Here is a 24,566-nt window from a genome sequence, read left to right as displayed (position 1 = left end):
CCCGCCGGCCGGGGTCCGTGCGCTACTTGAGCTGGTCGGCGGTGTACTGGCCGCTGTCCACCAGGACCTTCCGGTAGTTCTCCTTGTCGACGCTGACCGGCTGGAGCAGCTGCGCCGGCACGGTCTTGACGCCGTTGTCGTACTGGCTGGTGTCGTTGACCTCGGGCTTGCCGCCGGTCAGCAGTGCGTCACCCATCTGGACCGCAGCCTTGGCCAGTTGGCGGGTGTCCTTGTACACGGTCTGGGTCTGCTCGCCCGCGATGATCGACTTCACCGAGGCCAGCTCGCCGTCCTGGCCCGTGACGACGGGAAGTGGTTGGCCGGCGCCGTAGCCGACGCCCTTGAGCGAGGAGATGATGCCGATCGAGATGCCGTCGTACGGCGAGAGCACCGCGTCGACGCGGGCGGCGGTGTACGACTTGCTCAGCAGGTTGTCCATCCGGGACTGGGCGAGACCGCCGTCCCAGCGCAGAGTGGCGATCTGGTTCAAGGAGGTCTGGCCGCTCTGCACGACCAGCTTCTTGTCGTCGATGTACGGCTTCAGGACGCTCATCGCGCCGTTGTAGAAGAACGCCGCGTTGTTGTCGTCCGGTGAGCCGGCGAACAGCTCGATGTTGAAGGGGCCCCTGCCGTCCTTGAGGCCGAGTTTGTCGACGATGTAACTGCCCTGCAGGACACCGACCTTGTAGTTGTCGAAGGTCGCGTAGTAGTCGACGTTCTTCGTGCCGCGGATCAGCCGGTCGTAGGAGATGACGGGCACGTGGGCGTCGGCGGCCTTCTGCAGCACATTGGTGAGCGAGGAGCCGTCGATGGCGGCGATCACCAGCAGCCTGGCCCCCTTGGTGATCATGTTCTCCACCTGTGAGACCTGGTTCTCCACGACGTTGTCGCCGTACTGGAGGTCGGTCTTGTAACCCTTGGCCTGGAACTCCTTGACCATGTTGTTGCCGTCGTTGATCCAGCGCTCCGACGACTTGGTCGGCATCGCGATGCCGATGAGGCCCCCTTTGGCCTCCCCGCCGGCCCCGCCCTCGCCCGCTCCGTTGGCGCTCTGGCCGCAGGCTGCCAGCGACAGCGTGAGACCGAAGGCGACAAGGCCCGCTGAAAGCTTCCGCACAGTTCCTCCAGTGATGTTCCGCGACCGGCACGGTGCGACCCGGTTGGGTGACCGGAAGCGGTCGAGCGGGGCCGGCCCGGGATTCGTCTTCTCGCGCTGTGCGAAGTCGGGCGTCGCAGCGGCTCCGGCCTGGCGATACCTGAGTGTTAACGCTCACAAGTGCGCCGTCAAGGGTCTGTTCGGATCACCGTCGGGTTGACGGCGGCGCAGGCGATCAGCCCTCCTCGGCCAGGGCGCCGGCGCATCGGGCACGGAACGGGTGCGCCGACCGCAAGCGGCTTCTGCCGCCCTGGGCCGGGCGGTTGGTCCACGAGCGCCGGATCGCGGTCGTGAGCCGCACGCCGTGGCGCCCGGCCGCCGCCGTGGCGGCGGGGCGCGGTACTACCGCCGCGTCCGCTCGCCCGCCGCTGCCCGCGCGGGCTTCGTCAGCGGCCGGTGGCGTACCGTAGCCGCAGTCGAGGAGGGACGTGCGAGTGGGAAACGACAGTGCCGGGACCGAACGGCGCCACCCCGTGATGGCGGACGTGGCCAAATTGGCCGGCGTGTCCCACCAGACCGTGTCCCGGGTGCTCAACGGCGCCCCGCATGTGCGGCCCGGGACCCGGGAGCGGGTGCTCGCCGCCATCCGGGAACTGGACTACCGGCCCAACTCCGCTGCCCGCGCCCTGGTCACCCGCCGCTCGCAGACTCTCGGCGTGGTCAGCTTCGAATCGACCCTCTACGGTCCCGCCTCCATGCTGCACGGCATCGAGCGGGCCGCGCGCAGTGCGGGGTACTTCGTCAGCGTGACCAGCCTGCACTCCCTGGACGGCCGCTCGGTTCAGGAGGCCGTCGACCGCCTGCGCGACCAGGGTGTGGAAGGCGTCGTGGTGATCGCGCCCCAGATCTCCGCCGTCAGCGCGGTGGCCAGGCTCTCCAGCTCCGTGCCGGTCGTCGCGGTCGGACCGGGCAGCCAGTCGCGGGTTCCGATGGTCTCCGTGGACAACCGGTCCGGTGCCGAAGCGGCCACCAGGCACCTGCTCGATCTGGGCCACCGCACCGTGCACCACCTGGCCGGTCCGGCCGGCTGGCTGGAGAGCCGGGACCGGCAGGAGGGCTGGCGCGGTGCGCTGGAGGCCGCCGGAGCCCCCGTGCCGCGTGTCGAGCCCGGCGACTGGAGCGCGCGCGCCGGCTATCAGGCGGGCTTGCGGATCGCCGAACCGGGCGACGTCACCGCCGTCTTCTGCGCCAACGACCACATGGCGCTCGGCCTGCTGCGCGCCCTGCACGAGGCCGGCCGCTCGATCCCGGGCGACATCAGCGTGGTCGGCTTCGACGACATTCCCGAGGCCGCCTACTTCACCCCGCCCCTGACCACCGTGCGGCAGGACTTCGGCGAGCTCGGCCGCCGGGCCCTGGAACTGCTCGTCGAGGAACTGGAGGGCGTCGCGCACACCGGTGCCCACGTGCGGATTCCTCCCGAGATGGTGCTGCGTCGCAGCGCGGGTCCCGCCACCCGCCGTTGAGCCGGCGCCGTCTGCCCGAGGGCGGCCGCCCCGGCGGCCCGTGCTCACCGCCGCGTCGGACGCACTCCCCGGAGAGCTCCTCGGCCTCTTGACAGGGGCGTATTGTTAACGCTAACAATCACTGGTCGGTGAGGACCCGCCCGAGCCCTTCAGCGGCATGGCCGCCGCCCTGCCCGCCGACGGGCGCGGCCTGGTGGCGCTCGACCGGATGGACGGAAACCGCTCCGCCCTGGTCGGCCACCACCGCCCGTACGGCGGGCGTCGCTCCCCTCCCCGCCGCGTCGAACGGAGTAGTCGCGTGTCGCGAGATGCACTCGTATCCCATGGTGAAGTGACGGTGGCCCAGGAGACTGCCGCAGAGCTCCCGGACGGGCGGCGTATCACCCGCTGGACGTTCGGCTCCCCGCAGGGCGTGGTGGCGGAGGTGCTCAGTCTGGGAGCCCGCTTGCAGGCCCTGCACGCGCCGGACCGGGACGGGCGGCGTGCCAACGTCGTCCTGGGCTGCGAGAGCACAGTGGATCTGTTGGGGGAGGCCGCCTACTTCGGTGCGACGGTCGGCCGCTACGCCAATCGGATCGCCGGCGGAACGCTGCCCCTCGACGGCACGACGCACCGGCTGGCGACCCAGCGGGACGGCCACACCCTGCACGGCGGACCGGACGGCTTCGCCACTCGCCTCTGGGACGGCGTGCCGGTCCGCATGGGCAGGCGGGCCGGCGTCCGGTTCCGTATGGACAGCCCCGACGGCGACCAGGGATTCCCGGGCGCCCTCACGGCCGAGGTCACCTACCTGCTCGGCCCCGACGGCGAAGTCTCCCTCACCTACCGCGCGACCACGGACGCCCCCACGGTCGTCAACCTGACCAACCACATGTACGTCAACCTGGCCGGCGAGGGCTGTGGGACGGTCCTCGGCCACCTGCTGCGTGTAGAGGCCGCCCGTTACATCCCCGTGGACGCGGAACTGATACCGCTCGGTCCGGCCGAGTCCGTCACCGGCACGCCGTTCGACCTCCGCGAGGCCCGGACGATCGGTGACCGCATCACCGAGGAACACCCGCAGATCCGCCGGGCCGGCGATGGCTTCGACCACAACTGGGTGCTCGACGGCACGGGCCTCAGGCGGGCCGCCGTCCTGAGCCACCCCGCCAGCGGCCGCCGCGTCGAATGCATGACCACGGAGCCGGGGCTCCAGGTCTACACCGGGAACCACTTCGACGGCTCGCTGGCCGGCCGCTCCGGTCGCCCGTATTTCGCGTACGCGGGCATCGCGCTGGAAACCCAGCGCTTTCCGGACTCGCCCAACCGGCCCGAGTATCCCTCCGCCCAACTGCGCCCGGGGGAGGAGTACCGCTCGATGACGGTGTACCGCTTCTCGGCCGAGTAGGGAAGGCCGCCCTCGACCGGCGACCGGCGACGGGGAGGCGGGGAGGAGCGTGCGCAGCCCGCCTTCGGCGACGCCACCGTCACCCGATCGCATCGCTGGAGTGCCTGCGGCTGGTCAGACCGGCGGCCCGTCCGGGGGGCGGGCCGCCACCCCCGCCCCGGACCTGTCCCCGTACCTGCGGCCCGCACCGAACGGTCACGGAGAGCGTTGCAACGGACCCGGCTCAGCGGGCGCCGAGGAGGTGTTCGAGGGCGAGCTGGTCGAGTTCTTCGAAGGCCATGCCGCGGCGGGCGGCGGCCTCGACATCGAAGTCGTCGAAGGCGGACCGGTCGGCGAGGAGACCGGCCAGGCCGTCCTCGGCGGTGGGGAGACCGAGTTCGGGCAGCCGGGAGGCGGCGAGCGCGGCCCGGACCTCCGGATCGGACCGGAAGGCGCGGGAACGCTCGGCCAGGAGCAGGTAGTTGCGCATGCAGGCGGCCGCCGAGGCCCAGACCCCGGCGGAGTCCTCGGTGCGCGGCGGCTTGAAGTCGAAGTGGCGGGGGCCGTCGTAGCCGGCCGACTCCAGCAGGTCGACCAGCCAGAAGGCCTGGCGCAGGTCGCCCGCGCCGAAGCGCAGGTCCTGGTCGTACTTGATGCCGGACTGGCCGTTGAGGTCGATGTGGAACAGCTTGCCGTGCCACAGGGCCTGGGCGATGCCGTGCGGGAAGTTCAGCCCGGCCATCTGCTCGTGGCCGACCTCCGGGTTGAGGCCGACCCGCTCGGGCCGCTCCAACGCGTTGATGAACGCCAGGGCGTGGCCGATGGTGGGCAGGAGGATGTCGCCGCGCGGCTCGTTCGGCTTGGGCTCGATCGCGAAGCGCAGGTCGTAGCCCTGGCTGTCGACGTACTCACCCAGCAGGTCGAAGGCCTCCTTCAGCCGGTCGAGGGCGGTGCGCACGTCCTTGGCCGCGCCCGACTCGGCGCCCTCGCGGCCGCCCCAGGCGACGTAGACCGAGGCGCCGAGTTCCGCGGCCAGGTCGATGTTGCGGATCGTCTTGCGCAGCGCGTACCGGCGGACGTCCCGGTCGTTGGCGGTGAAGGCGCCGTCCTTGAAGACCGGGTGGGTGAAGAGGTTGGTGGTGGCCATCGGCACCTTCAACCCGGCCGTGTCGAGTGCGGACCGGAAGCGCTTGACCGCCTGCTCGCGCGCGGTGTCGCCGGCCGCGAAGGGGATCAGGTCGTCGTCGTGGAACGTGACGCCGTAGGCGCCGAGCCCGGCCAGCCGCTCCACGGTCTCGACCGGGTCGAGGGCGGGCCGGGTGGCGTCGCCGAAGGGGTCCCGGCCCTGCCAGCCGACGGTCCACAGGCCGAAGGTGAACCTGTGCGCGGGAGTGGGGACGAGCGGGTCGCTGGTCATGAGGCGCTCCGGATCCGGGCCGAGGGCTATTTGTAATGACGGAAAACAAATTAGTATGCGAAGACGCCAGAAGGAACCCCACCGGAGGAACGCATGGCTGCTCAGCGTGTCGTGATCGGCGTGGACAGCTCGACCCAGTCCACCAAGGCCCTCGCCGTCGATCTGGAGACCGGCGCCGTGCTGGGCGAGGGCCGCGCCGCGCACGCCGTCAGCGCGGGCGCCGGACGCGAGAGCGACCCCGAGGAGTGGTGGCGGGCGCTGGGCGCGGCCGTGGCGGGCACCGGCTGGGCGGACCGCGTCGCCGCGTGCTCGGTCGCCGGCCAGCAGCACGGCCTGGTCACCCTCGACACGGCCGGCCGGCCGGTGCGCCCGGCGCTGCTGTGGAACGACGTCCGCTCCGCGCCGCAGGCCACCGGACTCGCAGTCGCCTTCGGCGCGGCGGAGCTCGCCCGCCGTACCGGCAGCGTCCCGACGGCCGCCTTCACCTCCGCCAAGTGGGCCTGGCTGCGTGCGAACGAGCCTTCCGCCGCGGACCGCGTCACGGCGGTGCGGCTTCCCCACGACTTCCTGACGGAGCGGCTGACCGGCGAGGCGGTGACGGACCGCGGTGACGCGTCGGGAACCGGCTGGTGGGGCCCGGACGGATACGACCAGGAGGTCCTGGCCCGGATCGGACTCGACCCCGGGCTGCTGCCGGAGGTCCTCCCGCCGGGCGCCCGGGCGGGCCTCGTCCGCGCCGGGACGCCCCTGCGCGAGGGCGCGCTGGTGGCCACCGGGACCGGCGACAACATGGCCGCCGCCCTCGGGCTGGGCCTGACCCCCGGACGTCCGGTGCTGAGCCTCGGCACCTCCGGCACCGTCTACGCCGTCGGCCGGACGCGGCCCGCCGACCCGAGCGGAACCGTGGCCGGCTTCGCCGATGCGCTCGGCGGCTGGCTCCCGCTCGCCTGCACGCTCAATTGCGCCCTCGCCGTCGACCGCTTCGCCGCCCTCACCGGCCGCGACCGAGAGGCCGTCGAAGAAGGCGGCACGGTGGTGGTGCTTCCCTACCTCGACGGCGAGCGCACCCCGGACCTTCCGGGCGCCTCCGGCCTGGTCCACGGTCTGCGCCACGACACCACACCGGGCCAGCTGCTCCAGGCCGCCTACGACGGCGCCGCCCACGCCCTGCTCACGGCGCTCGGCGGCGTACTGCTCGCCGGAGGCGAGGACCCCGCCCCCGACGAACCCCTGCTGCTGATCGGCGGCGGGGCCCGCGGCGCGGCCTGGCAGCGGACCGTCCTGCGACTGTCCGGCCGAGCGGTCCAGGTGCCCGCGGCCCGGGAACTGGTCGCACTCGGGGCTGCCGCCCAGGCCGCCGCCCTGCTCACCGGTGAGCCGGCCGACGCCGTCGCCCGGCGCTGGCGGACCGCCGAGGGCCGGGTACTGGAGCCCGTACCCCGGGACGACGACGCGCTCGGACGGATCACCAGTACGCTGCGGCGGGCGCGGGCGCTGCAGGAGGTGTCGCCGGAAGAACGATAGGAGGGCCGGCTTCGATGGCGGGGATCGACAGGGCGGGCGGGGGCGGGCAGGACGCGCCCGCCTCGCAGCAGGGGATGCGTCGGCGGAACCTCGCGGTGGTGATCGGCGCGGTCGCCGCGCACGGCCCGCTCTCCCGGGCGGACGTGGCCGGGCGCACGGGTCTGACCAGGCCGGCCGTCTCCTCCATGGTCGACGAGCTGATCGGCCGCGGCGCGCTGACCGAGACGGAGACCGCGCCCAGCGGACGAGTGGGCCGCCCCGGGCGGGCCCTGGCCCTGAACGACCGGGGTCCCGCCGGCCTCGGCCTGGAGATAGGCGTCACCCATCTCGCCGCGTGCGTCGTGGACCTGAGCGGTGAACCCCGGGTGTGGCGCCGGGTGGAGCGGCCCAACGCGGGCCGGCCGGCCGGGCAGGTACTGGCGGAGGCCGCCGCGCTGGGCGCCGACGCGGAGTCCGAGGCCGCCGCACTCGGCCTGCGTGTCGAAGGCCGCGTCCTGGCCGTGCCGGGGGTGGTGCCGAACGCCCCGGGCGGACTGGTCGAGAACGCCCCCAACCTCGGCTGGCGGGCCGTCCGACCCGCAGACCACTGGCCCGACCCCGCCACCGTGCCCGAGCCGGAGAACGAGGCCAACCTCGGGGCGCTGGCCGAGCAGTGGCACCAGGGACACCCCGCCGAGACCTTCGTCCACGTCTCCGCCGAGGCGGGAATCGGCGCCGCACTGGTCATCGGCGGGCAGCTGTTCCGGGGCGCCCGCGGTTTCGCGGGCGAACTGGGTCACCTCCCCGTCCACCCGGAGGGCGCACCGTGTCCCTGCGGGGCACGCGGCTGCCTGGAGCAGTACGCGGGCGAAGCGGCCGTACTGCGCGAGGCCGGGCTGGAGGGCGCCGGCGACCCGGTGGCCCTGCTGGCCGAGCGTGCGGCCGCGGGGGACGCGGCGACCCTGCACGCCCTGGACCGCGCCGGCCGGGCCCTGGGCCTCGCCCTCGCCTCGGCGGTGAACCTCATCGACCCGGACGGCCTCGTTCTGGGTGGCGCCTACGCCGAGCTCGCCGACTGGCTCCTCCCGCCGGTACGCGCCGAACTCGCCGCCCGGGTCACCGTCCGGCCCTGGGCCCCGGAGGCGGTACGGCCCTCCGCCCTGGGGCGGCGCGGACCGGTGCTGGGCGCGGCATGGTCGACCGTCCGGCAGATCATCGCCGATCCCAGCCGCCTGCACCCCCTGGCCTCCCCTCCCTTCGGGGAGGGGAGCATTCAAAGTCCCAGTGCCAGCCGGTAGTACGCCTGGTTCCAGCGGAGATCGCGCCGGAACTGCTTCGGGGTGGTGGTCCCGTCGATGAGGGCGAGTTCCATGCGGAGCATCTCCGCCAGGTCGTCGAGGTGGTCGGAGGTGAGGGCGGTACTGAGGACGGTGTGGTGCGGTCCTCCGGCCGTCAGCCAGGATTCGGTGGAGGTCCGCAGGTCGGGGCGGGGCCGCCAGACCGCGCGGGCCACGGGCAGGGCAGGCAGGGGGTGGGGGGGTGCCACCACGTCGATGTCGTTGGCGATCAGGCGGAAGCGGTCGCCGAGGTCCGCGAGGCCGACCACCACGGCCGGACCGGGGGCCGCGTCGAACACCAGGCGCACCGGGTCCTCCCGCCCGCCGATGCCGAGGGGGTGGATCTCGCACCTCGGCCTGGAGGACGCGATGGTGGGACAGACTTCGAGCATGTGCGCGCCGAGGATGAGCTCGTTGCCGGGTGTCAGGTCGTAGGTGTAGTCCTCCATGAAGGAGGTGCCGCCAGGGAGGCCGGCGGCGGCGACCTTGAGGGCGCGCAGCAGGACGGCGGTCTTCCAGTCGCCCTCTCCTCCGAAGCCGTACCCCTGGGCCATGAGCCGCTGGACCGCGATGCCGGGCAGCTGGCGCAGTCCCCCCAGGTCCTCGAAGTTGGTGGTGAAGGCCCCGAAGCCGCCCGCTTCGAGGAAGGTCCGCAGGCCCACTTCGATGCGGGCCGCGTAACGGAGCGCGTCGTGCCGGTCGCCTCCCGGTCGCAGTTCCGGTGTCAGGTGGTAGAGGTCCTGGTAGGCCTCGATGACGGAAGCCACCTCGGTCTCGTCCGCGCTGTCGACGACCTGCACCAGGTCGTTGACGCCGTACGTGTTCACGGAGACGCCGAAGCGCAGCTGGGCCTCGACCTTGTCGCCCTCGGTGACGGCGACGTCGCGCATGTTGTCGCCGAAGCGGGCCACCTTGAGGGTGGCCAGTTCGGAGCGTGCGGCGGCCGCCCGCGCCCAGACCTCGACGCGTGCGGTCGTTCCCGGATCGGTGACGTGTCCGGCCACGGTCTTGCGGGGGACGCCGACACGGGCCTGGATGTGGGCGAACTCGCGGTCCCCGTGAGCGGCCTGGTTGAGGTTCATGAAGTCCATGTCGATGGTGTCCCACGGCAGGGCCACGTTCGACTGGGTGTGGAGGTGCAGCAAGGGCTTGCGCAGCGCGTCCAGTCCGGCGATCCACATCTTGGCCGGCGAGAACGTGTGCATCCAGGCGATGAGCCCGATGCACCGGTCGTCGGCGTTGGCGTCGAGGCACACCCGGCGGATGGCGTCGGCGTCGGTCAGTACCGGCTTCCACGCCACGCGCGCGGGGATGCCGGAGGCGTCGGCCAGTGCGTCGGCGAGCTGCCGCGACTGTTCGGCGACCTGCTTCAGCGTCTCCTCCCCGTACAGGCCCTGGCTGCCGGTGAGGAACCAGATCTCCTGGGCGGGGGACGTTCGGCTGGACACATGGACTCCTGAAGGTGACGTCCCGCGGCGGCGGGCGGGCGGGTGAGCGGGAAGGAAGGACGGGGTCAGCCCGCCGTGCGGGCCGTGTCGCGGATCCGCCTCAGGCGGTGCAGCGGGCCGCCGGCGGCGAAGTGGTCGTGCAGGAGCCGGTACTCGGCGAAGAGGGCGTCGTAGGCGTCGGCCCGGGAGGCGTCCGGCGTGTGGACGGCAGGCCGTCGGCGGCCCATGGCGGCGGTGGCCGTGCGCACGTCGGTGTGCGCGCCGGCGGCCACGGCGGCGTGGATGGCCGACCCGAGGGCGGGTCCCTGGTCGGACGCGGCCAGGGAGACGGGGCGGCGCAGCACGTCGGAGTAGATCTGCATCAGCAGTTCGTTCTTGGCCAGTCCGCCGGCGACGATGAACTCGTGCACCGGGACGCCGCCCTTCTCGAGGGCCTCCACGATGACGCGGGTGCCGAACGCGGTCGCCTCCAGCAGCGCACGGTAGACGTCCTCGGGACGGGTCGCGAGGGTGAGCCCGACGACGACTCCGGAGAGGTGGTGGTCGACGAGGACGGAGCGGTTGCCGTTCAGCCAGTCGAGGGCGACCAGTCCGTGGCCGCCGACCGGCTGCAGGGCGGCTTTCCGGGTCAGCAGGGTGTGCAGGTCCTCGCCGCGGTCGGCGGCCTCGGCGAGGTAGTCCGGCGGGACGCCCTGGTCCAGTACCCAGGCGAAGATGTCGCCGACCGCGCTCTGACCGGCCTCGTATCCGTAGGCTCCCTCGACGATCCCGCCGTCGACGACACCGCAGATGCCGGGGACGTCGGCGAGGACGGAGGCGTTCACGACGTGGCAGGTGGAAGTGCCCATGATGGCGAGCAGTTGACCGTCCTCGACGGCCTGGGCCGCCGCCGCGGTGACGTGGGCGTCGACGTTGCCCGCGGCAACGGCGATGCCGGGGCGCAGCCCCGTCCAGGCCGCCGCCTCCGTGCTGAGCGAGCCCACGCGTGAGCCCAGCGCGGAGAGGGGGAATTCGAGGCGGGTGCGTGCGAAGTCGGCGAACCGGGGGTTCAGCGCGGCCAGGTACTCCTCGCTCGGGTAGGCGCCGTCCTGGTGGATGCCCTTGTATCCGGCGGTGCAGGCGTTGCGGGACTCGGCTCCGGTGAGCTGCCACACGATCCAGTCGGCGGCCTCGATCCACCGCGCGCAGCTTTCGTAGACGAGCGGATCCTCCTCCAGGACCTGGAGGGCCTTCGCGAACTGCCATTCCGCGGAGATCCGGCCGCCGTAGCGGGTGATCCATCGTTCCCCGCGGGCGTGGGCGAGTTCGTTGATGCGGTCGGCATGGGGCTGGGCCGCGTGGTGCTTCCACAGTTTGGGCCACGCGTGCGGCCGTCCGGCGAGCTCCGTCTCGGCGAGGGGAGTCCCGTCGGCCAGCGTGGGCAGGACGGTGCAGGCGGTGAAGTCGGTGGCGATGCCGATCACGGCGGCAGGATCGACTCCGGCCGCCGCCACGGCCTCGGGGACGGCGTGACGCAGTACGTCCCGCCAGTCCTGCGGGTGTTGCAGGGCCCAGTCCGGCGGCAGTTGCGCACCGCCGTGCGGCAGGTGCCGGTCGATGACGCCGTGCCGGTAGGCGTGGACCGCCGCGGCCAGCTCCTGACCGTCGCGGACCCGCACCACTACGGCGCGGCCCGACAGGGTGCCGAAGTCCACGCCGACCGTGTACTGCTCCGATTCCCCGGAAGGCGGGGTGGGCGCGGGGGGATGGGGTGACGTCAACGGAGTGCCTTTCGAAGGAGCCGTGGGGTTGATGGGCGGGCGGGGCGGGGCGGGGCGGCGGGAGGCGGCGCGGCCCGGCCGGCTCGGCCGGAGATACCGCCCCGGCAGTACCGGCGCTCGGAACTGGCCGCTGCCCTCGCAGTGTGAGCGCTAACAATGTCGATACGCAAGAGCTCTGCGTCGATCACGTGGGGAGCGCCCCCGGCGTCGCGGCCTCCGTATACGGGGGATACGGAGGCCCGACTCGATCTGGCGTCGAACCGGCGGTGGTTGACGCGTCCGTCGGGAGGCGGAGACGGCGCTCTCGCGAACGGGTGGAGTCGGCCTCGTTGCCGCACACGTGGCGCGGTAACGGACAGGTAACACGGACAAGGGGGTTGAGAACCAGGCTTGTTAACGCTCACAATGCGACGGCGCCCCCTCCCGAGGGCATCCGCCCAAGGGCATCCGCCCAAGGGCATCCGCCTCCTGTCGACCCCGGCTCCGAGCTCGGCTCCGACCCCGCCCCGCCCCCGCCCCCGCCCCTGCCCCCGGCACAGCCGGGCGCCGGCCGCGCGGAGCTCTTCCGTACCTCCGAAAGGACACCCGTCATGGCTCGCAGAGCAGCTCTCGTCCTCACCGCCGCCCTCCTCGCCTCCTCGGCGCTGACCGCCTGCTCGACCGAGGGCCCCGCCTCCGGCCCGGCTTCCGGGGCCAAGGCGCACTCCGGCGGCACGATCACCATGGGCTTCGCCCAGGTCGGCGCCGAGAGCGGTTGGCGCACCGCCAACACCAAGTCCGTCCAGGAGGCGGCGAAGAAGGCCGGGATCGAGCTCAAGTTCTCCGACGCGCAGCAGAAGCAGGAGAACCAGATCAAGGCGATCCGCACCTTCATCCAGCAGCGGGTGGATGTGATCGCCTTCTCGCCGGTCGTGGAGTCCGGCTGGGACACGGTGCTGAAGGAGGCCAAGGACGCGGGGATCCCGGTCATCCTCACCGACCGCGCCGTGGACACCAAGGACACCTCCCTCTACAAGACCTTCCTCGGCTCGGACTTCGTCAAGGAGGGCAAGTCCGCGGGCGAGTGGCTGACCGGCGCGTACGCCAACGAGCAGGGTCCGGTCAACATCGTCGAGCTCCAGGGCACCACGGGCTCCGCCCCCGCCAACGACCGCAAGGCCGGCTTCGCGGAGGCCATCCGCAGCGACGGCAAGTTCAAGATCGTGGCCTCGCAGTCGGGCGACTTCACCCGGGCCAAGGGCAAGGAGGTCATGCAGGCGTTCCTGAAGTCGCAGAAGGACATCGACGTCCTCTACGCCCACAACGACGACATGGCGCTCGGAGCCATCCAGGCCATCGAGGAGTCCGGCAAGAAGCCCGGTACGGACATCAAGGTGATCTCGGTGGACGGAATCAAGGACGCCTTCGTCGCGATGACCGAGGGCAAGATCAACGTCGTGGTGGAGTGCAACCCTCTGCTCGGCGACCAGCTGATGGAGCTGGCCAAGAAGGTCGTCGCAGGGGAGAGCGTGCCGACCCGGGTCGAGACCCAGGAGGGTGTCTTCCCGCAGGACAAGGCCGCGGCCGCACTGCCTTCCCGAAACTACTGACGCGGCCGGCGGGTGCCGCGGGAGGCCCGCCCCGGGTCCTCCTCAGGATCCGGCGGGGGCCCGCGATCCCCGGCACCGCCAGCCCGCTCCACCACCCCATCCACGAGAGGAGGGCGGATGGCATCCCCGTCCACCCCGCGCCCCACGGACGCCGGCGACCCGCGGCCGGTCCTGGAAGCCCAGGGCATCCGCAAGCAGTTCCCGGGCGTGCTCGCCCTCGACGGAGTCGCCCTGCGGCTCTTCCCCGGTGAGGTGCACGCCCTGATGGGCGAGAACGGCGCCGGGAAGTCCACCTTGATCAAGGTGCTCACCGGTGTCCACCCCGCCGACGGCGGCACCATCCTCGTCGACGGCCGGCCCCACGCGTTCGCGGACCCCCTCCAGGCCCAGCGGGCCGGGATCAGCACCGTCTACCAGGAGGTCAACCTCTGCCCGAACATCTCGGTAGCCGAGAACATCCTCATCGGGCGCGAACCGCGCCGGTTCGGCCTCATCCACTGGTCCGCGCTGCGGCGGCGGGCGGCGGCGCTGCTGACGGAGCTGGACCTCGACCTGGACGTCACCGGTCTGCTCGGTTCGCACTCCCTGGCCGTTCAGCAACTGGTCGCCATCGTCCGGGCGGTGGACGTCTCGGCGAGGGTGCTGGTGCTGGACGAACCCACCTCCAGCCTGGACCGCGAGGAGGTCGCCCAGCTCTTCGCGCTGGTGCGGCGCCTGCGTGACCGTGGTGTGGCCATCCTGTTCGTCACGCACTTCCTCGACCAGGTGTTCGACATCTGTGACCGCGTCACCATCCTGCGCAACGGCCGGCTGGAAGGCGAGTACCCCATCGGGGAACTCACTCCGGTGACGCTGGTGCAGCGCATGATCGGCGGAGAGCTGGCCACCCTCGACCAGCTGTCCGACCGTGCGCGCGAGGAAGCGGCCGAACGGGCGGCCCGTGAGCCGTTCCTCCAGGCGCGACGACTGACCCGAGCGGGCTCGATCGAGCCGTACGACCTCGACATCCATGCCGGTGAGGTCATCGGACTGGCCGGGCTCCTGGGCTCGGGCCGCACCGAGGTGGCGCGTCTGCTGTTCGGAGCGGACAGCGCGGACGCGGGTGAGGTGAGCATCGAGGGCAGGACGGTACTCCTGCGCACCCCGCGCCACGCCATCGCCCGGGGCATCGCCTTCTGCTCCGAGAACCGCAAGTCCGAAGGACTGGTGGGCGAGCTCACGGTCCGCGAGAACATCGTCCTCGCCCTGCAGGCCGCCCGCGGCTGGACCAGGCCGCTGACCCGGGCGAAACAGGACGAACTGGCACGGCGCTGGATCGGAGCCCTGGACATCCGCCCCGCCGACCCCGAAGCGCAGGTGCGCCACCTCAGCGGAGGCAACCAGCAGAAGGTGCTCCTCGCGCGGTGGCTGCTGACCGCACCCCGGCTCCTGATCCTCGACGAACCCACCCGCGGCATCGACATCGGGGCCAAGGCGGAGATCCAGAAACTCGTGGCCCGCCAGGCGGGCGAAGGCACCGCCGTGCTGTTCATCTCGGCGGAACTCGACGAGGTCCTGCGCCTGAGCCACCGCATCGCCGTGCTCCGCGACCACCGGATGGTGGCCACCCTCACGAACGACGGCACCGTCACGCCCGAACGCATCCTCACGACCATCGCCACCGGAGCGGACTCATGACCACCCAGCCTGCCGAGCCCAAGGCGGTCGGCGGAACCGGCAGACGCCTGGCGGGCCACCGCCTGCTGTGGCCCACGCTCATCCTGCTCGCGCTGCTCCTCGGCAACCTCGCGTTCCACCACGACTTCTTCTCCGTCCGCGTACGCGACGGCCACCTCTACGGCAGCCTCATCGACATCCTCCAGTTCGGCGCGCCCCTCACCCTCGTGGCGCTCGGCATGACCCTCGTCATCGCCACCCGGGGCATCGACCTCTCCGTGGGTTCGACCGTCGCCATCGCCGGCGCCCTCGCCTGCGGGCACATCTCCACCGCCGCACGTCCCGGCAGCGTCGCCACCGTGCTCGCAGCGGTCGCCCTCGCGCTCGGCGTCGCCCTGGTACTGGGCCTCGCCAACGGATTCCTGGTGTCAGGGCTGGGGGTGCAGCCCATCGTGGCCACCTTGATCCTCATGGTGGCCGGCCGCGGCGTCGCCCAGCTGATCACCGGCGGCCAGATCATCACGGTGACCAGCGCCCCCTACAAGATGATCGGGGGCGGCTACTGGCTGACCCTCCCGTTCGCCGTCCTCCTGGCCACCGCCCTCGTCGCGCTCACCGGTTTCGTCACCCGTCGCAGCGCACTCGGCATGCTGATCGAGTCCGTGGGCGGCAACCCCGCCGCCAGCCGCCTGGTCGGCATCCGCGCCGGCGGGCTGCTCGCCCTCGTCTACGTCTTCAGCGCGCTGTGCGCCGCGGTCGCGGGGCTGATGATCAGCTCGAACGTCTCCAGCGCCGACGGCAACAACGCCGGCCTGTGGATCGAACTCGACGCGATCCTCGCCGTGGTCGTCGGCGGCACCGCCCTGACCGGAGGACGCTTCTCCCTCGGCGGCACCGTCCTGGGCGCCCTGATCATCCAGACCCTGTCCACCACCGTGTACACCCTCGGCGTCCCACCCGAGACCACCCTCGTCTTCAAGGCATTCGTCGTCATCGTCGTCTGCCTCGTCCAGTCCCCGGTCTTCCGGGCCAAGGTCCTGCGTCGCCGCAGGGCAACCACCCCCCGATCCCACACCACGCCGGGCGCCGCCCCGCAGCAGCAGGAGGTACGCGCATGAGTACCGGTATCGCGAACGCCGCCGCTGGGCTCACCCGCCCCCTCGCGACCGTTTCCCCGCGCACCCGCACCCGTATCCCACTGATCGTCACGGCCGTCCTGCTGGTCGTCATGTTCACCGTCGGGTCGGTGCGCTACGACGGCTTCCTCTCCACGCAGGTCGTGCTGAACCTGCTGATCGACAACGGATTCCTCCTGGTCGTCGCGGTCGGGGCGACTTTCGTCATCCTCACCGGCGGCATCGATCTGTCCGTCGGCTCCATGGTGGCCCTGTCGACCACGCTCACCGCCTGGCTGGTCGAGTCGCACGGCTGGCCCCTGGCCGCCGTCATCCCACTGGTCCTGCTGGTCGGCGCCGTGAGCGGGACGTTCATGGGCTGGATCATCCACACCTTCGAGATCCAGCCGTTCATCGTCACCCTGGCCGGCATGTTCCTCGCCCGCGGTCTCTGCTACACCATCAGCACCGAATCCATCACGATCAACGACCCCACGACGTCGGGAATCGCGCAGACCCGGCTGTACGGCCCGGGAGGACTGTTCGTCTCGATCCCGGTGGTCATCGCCCTGGCCGTGCTGCTGGTCGCCTTCGTCGTACTGCACCACACGGGCTTCGGCCGCAACGTGTACGCGCTGGGCGGCAATGAGGCATCCGCACGCCTGATGGGTCTTCCCGTGGGTTCCACCAAGATCGCCGTGTACGCCGTCAGCGGCCTGTGCTCCGCACTCGGCGGCCTGCTGCTGACCTTCTACATGCTCTCCGGCTACGCCCTCCACGCCATGGGCATGGAACTCGACGCGATCGCCGCCACCGTGATCGGCGGCACCCTGCTGACCGGAGGCTCCGGCTTCGTCCTGGGAACCGCCCTCGGCGTGCTCGTCCTCGGCATGATCCAGACGGTCGTCAACTTCCAGGGCACGCTCAGCTCCTGGTGGACCCGGATCGTCATCGGGACCCTGCTGCTCGTGTTCATCGTGCTGCAACGTCTGATGAGCGGCCGCCGGCCCGCCGCCGACTGACTCCGGCTCCGCAGTCCGTCAGCCCGTTCCGCCGCCGCTCCCGGGTGGGGGTCAGTCGCCGGGGGGAGCGATCCTGCGGGCCGTACTGGCGCGCACGATGAGCTCGGGCGCCACCACCAGGTGCGTCGGCTCGTCGGTCCGGCCTTCGATGTGGTCCAGGAGCAAGCCGATGCTGTCGCGGCCGAGCGAGGCGAAGTCCTGACGGATCGTCGTCAGCGGAGGCGGGAAGAACTCCGCCTCGGGGATGTCGTCGAAGCCGGCCACCGCCACGTCCTCCGGCGTGCGCAGGCCCGCTTCCCGCAAGGCCCTCAGGACACCGAGGGCCATCTGGTCGTTGGCGACGAACACCGCGGTGAGACCCGCTTCCTGCCCTCGTGTCGCCCGTACCCGGCCCGCGAGCTGCTGGCCGGCGTGGTATCCCGACAGTGGACTCCAGTCGCCGCGCAGCAGGGGCGGCACCTCGGCGCCGGCGTCGCGCAGCGCCTCCTCCCACCCCTGCGTGCGGGCCTCGCTCTCGAGCCAGTCGGGAGGGCCTGCGACATGCCACACGGTGGAGTGGCCCGAGGCGAGGAGATGTTCCGTGATCAGGCGGGCGCCGAGGTTCTGGTCCAGCGACACCCCCGGCAGGTCCAGCGTGTGGCCGCCTTCCACGGTGACCACCGGGCACGGTGCCTCCAATGCCGCCAGGGCTCTGACCGCGGCGCGCTGGGGAGTGACGGCGACGATCCCCTCCACGCCCCACCCGGCGAGGTGCTGCATGGCTTCGGCGAGGGCCGTCTGCGTGGCCGTACGAAGCGTGACGGCGGACGTCAGGTAGCCCCGGTCCCGAGCCGCCTCCTGCACTCCCGCCACGGTGCTGGCGGGACCGTGCAGAGTGGTGTTCACCGCGATGACGCCCAGCGTGTGGGTCCGGCGAGTGGCCAGAGCGCGGGCCGCCGAGTTGCGGCGGTAACCCAGCTGCTCGATGACCTGCGTCACCGCGGCCCGGGTCTTGGCGCTGACGTTCGGGTGGTCGCTGAGCACTCGTGAAACGGTCTGATGGGACACGCCGGCGACGCGCGCGACGTCCGTCATCGTGGGCGCGCGCGAGACGTCTGGGAGCTGGGTCAACTCTCTTCCCTTCCTCATCGAGCGGCCTTCCCCTCAAGGTATCGAACCCGGCGCGGCCCGCCACGTCCCGGACCGGCCGGAGATTGTCGACCAGCGATCGTTGTTGGCGTTCACATTATGCAGCGTTCCCAGTGGGATCCGGGGGGCAATCCTCTCGCATCTCTTGAGTTTGGCAGGTGTTAGCGCTCACAATTCTGGGGGGTTGCCGCCCTGGCAGGGCGACCGCGATGCCTGCTGTGCGGCCCCCTGTCGGTCCAGCCCACTCGTGGGCGGCTGCGGGGCCTGCCGGACGCCGGTCCAGGGAAACCGCCGCCCATGTCGGAGAGACGGTGAGAGTGTAGTGAGCGAGACGAGCCTCAAGGACCTCCGTCGCGAGGTGCTCGCGGCCAACCTGCGTATCCCGGAGGCCGGGCTGGCCACCCTCACCTGGGGAAACGTCAGCGGAGTGGATCGGGACGCCGGCGTCTTCGTCATCAAGCCGTCCGGGGTCTCCTACGCCGACCTCACCGAGGAGGACCTGGTGGTGGTGGCGCTGGAGGACGGGCGGGTCGTCGACGGGCACCTCAGGCCGTCCACCGACACCGAAACCCACCGGTGCCTCTACCGGGCCTTCCCCTCCATCGGCGGCGTCACCCACACGCACTCGGCGCATGCGGTCGCCTTCGCCCAGGCGCGCCGCCCGATCCCGGTCCTCGGCACGACACACGCCGACACCTTCAACGGGCCCGTCCCCGTGACGGCGGACCTCACCGCCGAGCAGTGCGCCAAGGACTACGAGTACAACACCGGACAGGTGATCGTCGCCCGGCTGGACGGCGACCCCCGTCGGGCCGACGAGGTCCCCGGAGCGCTCGTCTCACGACACGGCCCCTTCACCTGGGGCGCCACCGCGAAGGCTGCGCTGGAGAACGCCATCGTCTGCGAGGCCGTGGCGGAGATGGCGCTGCACACGCTGGCGCTGGGGTCCCGCCTCGGGAGCACCTCCGAGCCGCCGAGGCATCTGCTGGAGCGGCACTTCACCCGCAAGCACGGACCGGACGCCTACTACGGAAACGTCCCTCACGCCCCGGGCAACTGAGGCCGCGCAGCCCCGGGACGACACACGCGTCGTGCCGGGGCGGCGCCCAGGGGATCTACACGGTGGGGGCCGGACGGTGAAGGCGGGTCGGCCGGGGCTCGCCGCACCACGGCGGCGGCCCGGGACCAGCGGCGACGGCCCGGGCCGCACGGATAGGTGGGACTTCAGTGGTTCAGGTGCGGTTCCAGCGCTGGTTGCTGCCGTTCGAGCAGGAGTAGAGCTGGACCGGGGTGCCGTTGGCGGTGCCGTTGCCGGCGGCGTCGAGGCAGAGGCCGGACTGGACCCCGACGATGGATCCGTCGGAGTTCAGGCGCCATTTCTGGTTGTCACCGCCCCAGCAGCTGTAGATCTGGACTTTGACGCCGTTGCCGGCGCCGGCGGCGTCCAGGCACTTGTTGCCGTAGACCCTGAGCTCGCCTCCGGCGGTGTACGACCACTGCTGGTTGACGCGGTTGTTGCAGTCCCACAGGTTGACCTGGGTGCCGTCGGCGGTGCCGGCACCGGGCACGTCCAGGCAGCGTCCCGACCCGACGCCCTTGATCTGTCCGGAACCGGGCGAAGGGGTCGGAGTGGGGGTGGAGGAGCCGGCGTTGAGTGCGCCCAGCACGGAGGTGTAGGCGGGCTTCTTGCTGCCGTTGCCGTCGAACAGCAGCGGCGACTGCTCCGATCGCCAGGAGTCGGTGTCGCGTACACCCCAGACGGTGATGCCGAGACAGCGCGGGACGGCCAGGCAGTCGTTGGTCACGCCGGCGTAGGTCGTGGCCGATGCGCCCTGGATGTCGAGTTCGGTGACGGCCACGTCGACGCCGAGGGCGGCGAAGCTCTGCAGGGTGGTGCGGAAGTTGCTGTTGTAGGGGCTGTCGTTGTTGAAGTGCGACTGGAAGCCCACGCAGTCGATCGGCACGCCGCGCTGCTTGAAGTCGCGGACCATGGCGTACACGGCCTGGGTCTTGGCCCAGGTCCAGTTCTCGATGTTGTAGTCGTTGTAGCAGAGCTTGGCGGCCGGGTCGGCGGCGCGCGCGGTGCGGAACGCGACCTCGATCCAGTCATTGCCGGTCCGCTGCAGGTTGGAGTCGCGCCGGGCTCCCGAACTGCCGTCGGCGAAGGCCTCGTTCACCACGTCCCACTGGGCGATCCTGCCCTTGTAGTGGGCCATGACGCCGTTGATGTGATTGGTCATCGCCTGGCGCAGGGCGCCGCCGCCGAGGTTCTGCATCCAGCCGGGCTGCTGGGAGTGCCAGGCCAGGGTGTGGCCGCGTACCTGCTTGCCGTTCTGCACCGCCCAGTTGTGGACGCGGTCACCGGCGGCGAAGTTGAACTGGCCCTGCTGGGGCTCGGTGGCGTCGATCTTCATTTCGTTCTCGGGCGTCACCGAATTGAACTCGCGGCCCGCGATCGTCGTGTACGCCGAGTCGCCGAGCCTGCCCGAGGCGATGGCCGTGCCGAAGTAGCGGCCGCTCTGTGCCGCCGCGCCACCGAGCGTGCTCTCGGCGGCCTGTGAGGTCAGCGGCGCCACCAGCGCGACGGCCGAACCGAGGACGCCGACGACCAGGGCCGTACGAAGACCGCCGATTTTCCGGCGGCCGGTGGGCGGGGGAACGGCATGTGAGCCCATGAAAGAGCCTCCAGGACAGAAAGACGAAAGGATTGGAGCGCGGCAGAGTGAATCCGCGTGAATGACGCCCGCGTCCGGCGAAAAAGGACGCTCACCACCGGGACGGAAAAGTCGAGGGCCGGCACCCTGGTGCCCGGACACGGAAAGGCGGACCACCTCGGGCCTCAGTCTGGAAACCCTGCCGAAACAAGTCAAGAGTTTCGAAAGGGTTTCGAGAATCGCGCCTCTCGGCAGCCTGATTTCCGCTTTCCGAATGAGTCATCGCCATCGAAAGTATTTCGATGGCGATGACTCATTGATCATCCGTGGTTTCGTAGCAGCCCGTTGAACTCCAGCGCGGGATCGGCGTTCCGGACGAGTGACGTGGCCTGTTCCGGCCACCACACCCCGGCCGGGGGATCGACGACGCCGTACTCCGGGTCGATGGTGCCGCCCGGGATGCTGCGGTTGCACTGGCCGTCGGACTGGCCGACGGTCTTGGTCCAGAGGTAGGCGTCGACGAGCGCGACACGGGTGTTCGCGGTCGGCCGCGCGCCGATGCCGCGACCGGGAGCGTTGCACCAGGTCTGCGGGTCGCCGCTGTACTTGCCTGCGGGCGGGGTCCAGGCGCCCCGGCCGTTGCGGCTGGTGTCGACGACGAGGTGGGTGAGCTCCTGCGCGGGCGGCGCGCCGACGTGCTGCTGGAACCACCGGTCGGTCCAGTGCCACGTGGACGGGTCGTCCACGTTCACGGAGTTCCCCGGCTGCCCGTCGTTCGGTGCTGAAGGGGAGTAGTACTGGCTCGCGCACCACTCGGGGTGCCCCTTGGCCCGGTCCGGGCCCTTGGTGGCGAACCAGAGGCACTGGGAGACCCAGGTGCCGTAATGGGTGGACAGGTCCGTGGCGAGATAGTTGGAGACGTTCAGCGAGAAGCCCTGGGTGCGGGCGACACCGGCCTGGAGGAGGCGTTGTGCGATGTCGCCGACGCTGCGCCAGTGGCTGTTGCCGGCGTCCAGGTAGACGACGCTGTTCGGCTGCCGCTCCAGGACGTCGATCGCGTGGTTGAGGTCGGCGAGGCGTCCGGTGGTGATCGCGCCGGTGGGGTCGCTGCCGGGACCGCAGTCGGAGGGGAGGTTGGCCAGCCCGTCCGGTTCGAGGACGACGACGGCCTTGCTGCGGCCGAGCCCCCGGGCGAAGGCACTGATCCAGGCCTGGTACTCGGCGTCCGACCGCGCACCGCCGGAGGAGTACTGGGAGCAGTCGCGCAGCGGGATGTTGTAGGCCACCAGGACGGGCACCGTCAGGGTTCGCTCGGCGCGGCGTACCAGGTCGCGTACGCGGGACTCGACCTGCTGCGGGGTGCCGTCGGTGAACCAGGCGGCCTGCGGCCAACTGGCCAGCTTCGCCATGGAAGCGGCGCCCTCGAAGTCCCCCTGGAGCAGATCGGTGACGGCCTGGCGGGCCGCGTCACCGTCGGGATCGACGTAGAAGCGGGTGTTCGTGGGGAGTGTGTGGGAGGCCGGCGGGGAGCTCGCCTCGGCGGGGGCCGGGGCGACGGCGCCGAGGAGCAGCGTGAGTGCGCCGGCTGCCAGGACCAATCGGTGCAGGGGTGTGCGCACGGGATTCCTCCGGAGGGGTTCGGCCTGCGGCGAGCGGGGAGGGAGGTCAGTAGCCGTAGATCATCTTGTAGGCGACCTCCGGCAGGAACTGCCCGGCCGAGGAGCCGGCCCCGACGCCGCAGTTGCCGTCGGACTCGCCGGGGAGCTTGATCCACAACAGCATCTCGGCGCCGCCTCCGCCGCGCCGGCTCGGAGTACCGATCCGGCGGCCCGGCGGGTTGCACCACTGGCCGTCGGAGCCGTTGCCGTTGCGGCTGGTGTCGACGACGAAGGGCTTGGTGTAGCCGTAGGAGCCCAGGGCGGAGTTGACCGCGTTGCCGTAGGAGGTGTTCTGCTCGGTGGTGAAGTAGTTGGAGACGTTCAGCACGAACCCGCGTGCCCCGCTGACACCGGCGGCGGCGAGCTGGCGCGCCATGGTCGAGGCATCGATCCAGCCGGGGTTCCCGGCGTCGAGGTAGACCCAGGTGCTGGGTGCCTTGGCCTGGAACTGGGCGATGGCGTTCTTCAGCATCGCGTTGCGCTCGGCGATCTGATCGGGCGTCATGCAGCTCTCGTGGCCGAGCGCGTCGGGTTCGAGGACGACGACGGCCGGGCGGTTGCCGATGCCACTGGCGAAGGCGGCGATCCAGGCGTCGTACGCGGCGCGGCTCCCGGCGCCGCCGCCGGAGTGGCCGGCGCAGATGTCCCGGTTGGGGATGTTGTACGCGACCAGGATCGGCAGCTTGTCGTAGGAATCCGCGCGGCCGACGTAGGCGCCGGCGGCCGTGCCGATGTCACCGCTCCAGTTGCCGAACCAGCGGGCCGCCGGGGTGCCGGCGATGGACGTCCGGATCGCCGGCGCCCGCCCGTCGCCGGGGTTCGCGTTGGCCCACCGCAGGGCGGAGTTGTCGGGGTCGGCGTAGAAGCCGCTGGTCATGGTGGTCGGGTCGGCGGCGTACGCCGGGCCGGCCTCGATCAGGGCGAAACCGGCGGTGAGGACACCGGCCAGCAGGGCCGATGCGGCTCGGACGGACTTGCGCATGATGCTTCCTCCGAGAGGTGGGGAAGGTGTGGAAGCGCTTCCAGTTTTGGGACCGGCAAGGACCGCGCCTGTTGGGATGATTGGGTTCGTCGTCAAGGCGTGTCAAGAGGTTGAACGCGAAACTGCTGCCGTCGCCGTCATGGCGTGATTGGTTGGAAGCGCTACCGAATCGAGACCGAGTGCGGGACCCGTACGCAGGCCCTGAGCCGGAGCCGTGCGTGGAATCATGGCCGCTGTTCGCCGTCCGCGTGAGCACGAGGAGCAGTTCTCCCATGGAACCGTCACCCAAGCGCATGCCGACCCTCGACGAGGTGGCCGCGCGAGCCGGTGTTTCGCGCACGGCGGCCTCCCGTGTGATCAACAACGCCCCGCACGTGAGCCGCGCCAAGCGGGAGGCGGTCCAACGGGCCGTGCGCGAGCTGGGCTTCGTGCCCAATCCGACCGCGCAGGCGCTGGCGACCCGCAAGGTCGGAGCGGTGGTGCTGGCAGTCTCCAGCGACGAGCCGGGCCTGTTCGCCGACCCGTTCTTCGCGGAGGTCGTCGTCGGCGTCAGCGCGGCGCTGGAGCAGACCGACCTCGAACTGGTCCTGGTACTGGCCAACACCCCTCGCGGACGGGAGAGGTTCGAGCGGTTGCTGCGCTCCCGTCGGGCCGACGGCGTCATGCTGATGGCGCTGCGCGGCGACGATCCCCTGGGACGGCTGTGCGAGGAGGCCGGCCTCCCCGTCGTCTTCGGCGGACTCCCGCTCACCGGGGAGCCCACGTGGTACGTCGACGCCGACAACCGGGGTGGTGCCCGGCTGGCCGCCGAGCACTTCGCGCGCACGGGCCGCCGACGGCCCGTCATGATCACCGGGCAGGTGGACGCCAGGGCCTCCGTCGCGCGGGAGCAAGGGTTCACCGACGGTCTGACCCTCTCGGGCCTGCCGCTGCTCGGGGTCGAGCCCGGACAGTTCACCGAGGACGGCGGCGCCGGGGCGATGGAGCGACTGCTCCGGGCGCACCCCGAACCCGACGCGGTGTTCGCGGCCTCCGACGCGATGGCCATCGGCGCCCTGCGCACCCTGCGGGAACGGGGGCTGCGGGTGCCCGAGGACGTCGCGGTGATCGGCTTCGACGACCTCGCGAGCGCCCGGCACACCAGCCCGCCGCTGACCACGGTCCACCAGCCGGTGCGGGCTCTGGGACAGGAGATGGCCAGGATGCTTATCCGCGCCATCGAAGGACACCGCCCCAGCCCGCTGATCCTCCCGACCCGCCTGACCGTCCGCGGGTCCGCCCCTGATCCGCCCGTGCCGACCTGACCGGC

Annotated in this window: 19 protein-coding genes; 10 read left to right on the top strand and 9 right to left on the bottom strand. The window is 71.5% G+C overall.

The window, feature by feature from the left end; translation table 11 throughout:
* Positions 1-22: 22 nt before the first annotated feature.
* The gene (chvE, locus tag ACZ6Y1_RS01630; protein ID WP_469620857.1) at positions 23-1,117 is read right to left on the bottom strand and encodes a multiple monosaccharide ABC transporter substrate-binding protein; all 1,095 of its coding nucleotides are present in this window, start codon (positions 1,115-1,117) and stop codon (positions 23-25) included.
* Positions 1,118-1,632: 515 nt separating this feature from the next.
* On the opposite strand from chvE, the gene ACZ6Y1_RS01625 reads away from it, so the two are divergent.
* Entirely contained in the window at positions 1,633-2,622 is a 990-nt protein-coding gene (locus ACZ6Y1_RS01625) for a LacI family DNA-binding transcriptional regulator (RefSeq protein WP_469621713.1), read from the top strand.
* Between the two features lie 118 nt (positions 2,623-2,740).
* Here ACZ6Y1_RS01625 and ACZ6Y1_RS01620 read toward each other — a convergent pair whose 3' ends face one another.
* On the bottom strand, positions 2,741-2,947 hold the full coding sequence (locus ACZ6Y1_RS01620) for a hypothetical protein (protein ID WP_469620852.1): 207 nt from the start codon (positions 2,945-2,947) through the stop codon (positions 2,741-2,743).
* Between the two features lie 12 nt (positions 2,948-2,959).
* Here ACZ6Y1_RS01620 and ACZ6Y1_RS01615 point away from each other — a divergent pair, with 12 nt between their 5' ends.
* Positions 2,960-4,009, top strand: a complete 1,050-nt coding sequence (locus ACZ6Y1_RS01615; protein ID WP_469620849.1) for an aldose epimerase family protein — start codon at positions 2,960-2,962, stop codon at positions 4,007-4,009.
* Between the two features lie 223 nt (positions 4,010-4,232).
* Here ACZ6Y1_RS01615 and xylA read toward each other — a convergent pair whose 3' ends face one another.
* On the bottom strand, positions 4,233-5,405 hold the full coding sequence (gene xylA, locus ACZ6Y1_RS01610) for a xylose isomerase (RefSeq protein ID WP_469620847.1): 1,173 nt from the start codon (positions 5,403-5,405) through the stop codon (positions 4,233-4,235).
* Positions 5,406-5,498: 93 nt separating this feature from the next.
* On the opposite strand from xylA, the gene xylB reads away from it, so the two are divergent.
* Together xylB and ACZ6Y1_RS01600 are read left to right on the top strand one after the other, a co-directional pair.
* On the top strand, positions 5,499-6,929 hold the full coding sequence (xylB, locus tag ACZ6Y1_RS01605; protein WP_469620843.1) for a xylulokinase: 1,431 nt from the start codon (positions 5,499-5,501) through the stop codon (positions 6,927-6,929).
* A gap of 14 nt (positions 6,930-6,943) precedes the next feature.
* Positions 6,944-8,206, top strand: coding sequence for an ROK family protein (locus tag ACZ6Y1_RS01600; protein ID WP_469620840.1), 1,263 nt, complete (start codon positions 6,944-6,946; stop codon positions 8,204-8,206).
* Here ACZ6Y1_RS01600 and araA read toward each other — a convergent pair.
* Entirely contained in the window at positions 8,182-9,693 is a 1,512-nt protein-coding gene (gene araA, locus ACZ6Y1_RS01595) for an L-arabinose isomerase (RefSeq protein ID WP_469620836.1), read from the bottom strand. The genes ACZ6Y1_RS01600 and araA overlap by 25 nt on opposite strands.
* Positions 9,694-9,758: 65 nt before the next feature.
* Positions 9,759-11,453 (bottom strand): ribulokinase, encoded by a 1,695-nt coding sequence (gene araB, locus ACZ6Y1_RS01590; protein WP_469620833.1) that lies wholly within the window; start codon positions 11,451-11,453, stop codon positions 9,759-9,761.
* Positions 11,454-12,043: 590 nt separating this feature from the next.
* On the opposite strand from araB, the gene ACZ6Y1_RS01585 reads away from it, so the two are divergent.
* The 4 genes from ACZ6Y1_RS01585 (at position 12,044) to yjfF (ending at position 16,835) form a co-directional block, all read left to right on the top strand.
* Positions 12,044-13,042: an ABC transporter substrate-binding protein gene (locus ACZ6Y1_RS01585; protein ID WP_469620831.1), complete on the top strand. Its 999-nt coding sequence runs from the start codon at positions 12,044-12,046 to the stop codon at positions 13,040-13,042.
* Positions 13,043-13,159: 117 nt separating this feature from the next.
* Positions 13,160-14,719 (top strand): sugar ABC transporter ATP-binding protein, encoded by a 1,560-nt coding sequence (locus ACZ6Y1_RS01580; protein WP_469620827.1) that lies wholly within the window; start codon positions 13,160-13,162, stop codon positions 14,717-14,719.
* Entirely contained in the window at positions 14,716-15,816 is a 1,101-nt protein-coding gene (locus tag ACZ6Y1_RS01575; protein ID WP_469620823.1) for an ABC transporter permease, read from the top strand. The genes ACZ6Y1_RS01580 and ACZ6Y1_RS01575 overlap by 4 nt, the downstream gene beginning before the upstream one ends.
* Positions 15,813-16,835 (top strand): galactofuranose ABC transporter, permease protein YjfF, encoded by a 1,023-nt coding sequence (gene yjfF, locus ACZ6Y1_RS01570; protein ID WP_469620820.1) that lies wholly within the window; start codon positions 15,813-15,815, stop codon positions 16,833-16,835. The genes ACZ6Y1_RS01575 and yjfF overlap by 4 nt, the downstream gene beginning before the upstream one ends.
* A 51-nt stretch (positions 16,836-16,886) precedes the next feature.
* Here the strand turns inward: yjfF and ACZ6Y1_RS01565 are convergent, their stop codons facing one another.
* Entirely contained in the window at positions 16,887-17,909 is a 1,023-nt protein-coding gene (locus ACZ6Y1_RS01565; protein ID WP_469621711.1) for a LacI family DNA-binding transcriptional regulator, read from the bottom strand.
* Positions 17,910-18,285: 376 nt separating this feature from the next.
* On the opposite strand from ACZ6Y1_RS01565, the gene araD reads away from it, so the two are divergent.
* The gene (gene araD, locus ACZ6Y1_RS01560) at positions 18,286-19,023 is read left to right on the top strand and encodes an L-ribulose-5-phosphate 4-epimerase AraD (protein WP_469620816.1); all 738 of its coding nucleotides are present in this window, start codon (positions 18,286-18,288) and stop codon (positions 19,021-19,023) included.
* 172 nt (positions 19,024-19,195) lie between these two features.
* Here the strand turns inward: araD and ACZ6Y1_RS01555 are convergent, their stop codons facing one another.
* The 3 genes from ACZ6Y1_RS01555 to ACZ6Y1_RS01545 all read right to left on the bottom strand — a co-directional run bounded on the left by ACZ6Y1_RS01555 (position 19,196) and on the right by ACZ6Y1_RS01545 (position 23,257).
* Positions 19,196-20,638 (bottom strand): endo-1,4-beta-xylanase, encoded by a 1,443-nt coding sequence (locus ACZ6Y1_RS01555; RefSeq protein ID WP_469620812.1) that lies wholly within the window; start codon positions 20,636-20,638, stop codon positions 19,196-19,198.
* A gap of 299 nt (positions 20,639-20,937) precedes the next feature.
* Complete coding sequence (locus tag ACZ6Y1_RS01550) at positions 20,938-22,236, bottom strand: glycoside hydrolase family 6 protein (protein WP_469620809.1); 1,299 nt, start codon at positions 22,234-22,236, stop codon at positions 20,938-20,940.
* 46 nt (positions 22,237-22,282) lie between these two features.
* A complete protein-coding gene (locus ACZ6Y1_RS01545) occupies positions 22,283-23,257 on the bottom strand; it encodes a glycoside hydrolase family 6 protein (RefSeq protein WP_469620806.1) in 975 nt (324 codons plus the stop codon).
* Positions 23,258-23,529: 272 nt separating this feature from the next.
* On the opposite strand from ACZ6Y1_RS01545, the gene ACZ6Y1_RS01540 reads away from it, so the two are divergent.
* Positions 23,530-24,561 (top strand): LacI family DNA-binding transcriptional regulator, encoded by a 1,032-nt coding sequence (locus ACZ6Y1_RS01540; protein WP_469620803.1) that lies wholly within the window; start codon positions 23,530-23,532, stop codon positions 24,559-24,561.
* Positions 24,562-24,566: the final 5 nt, after the last annotated feature.

It is taken from the genome of Streptomyces sp. NPDC053432 (genome assembly GCF_055585365.1).
This window is presented reverse-complemented; position numbering and strand designations above follow the sequence as displayed.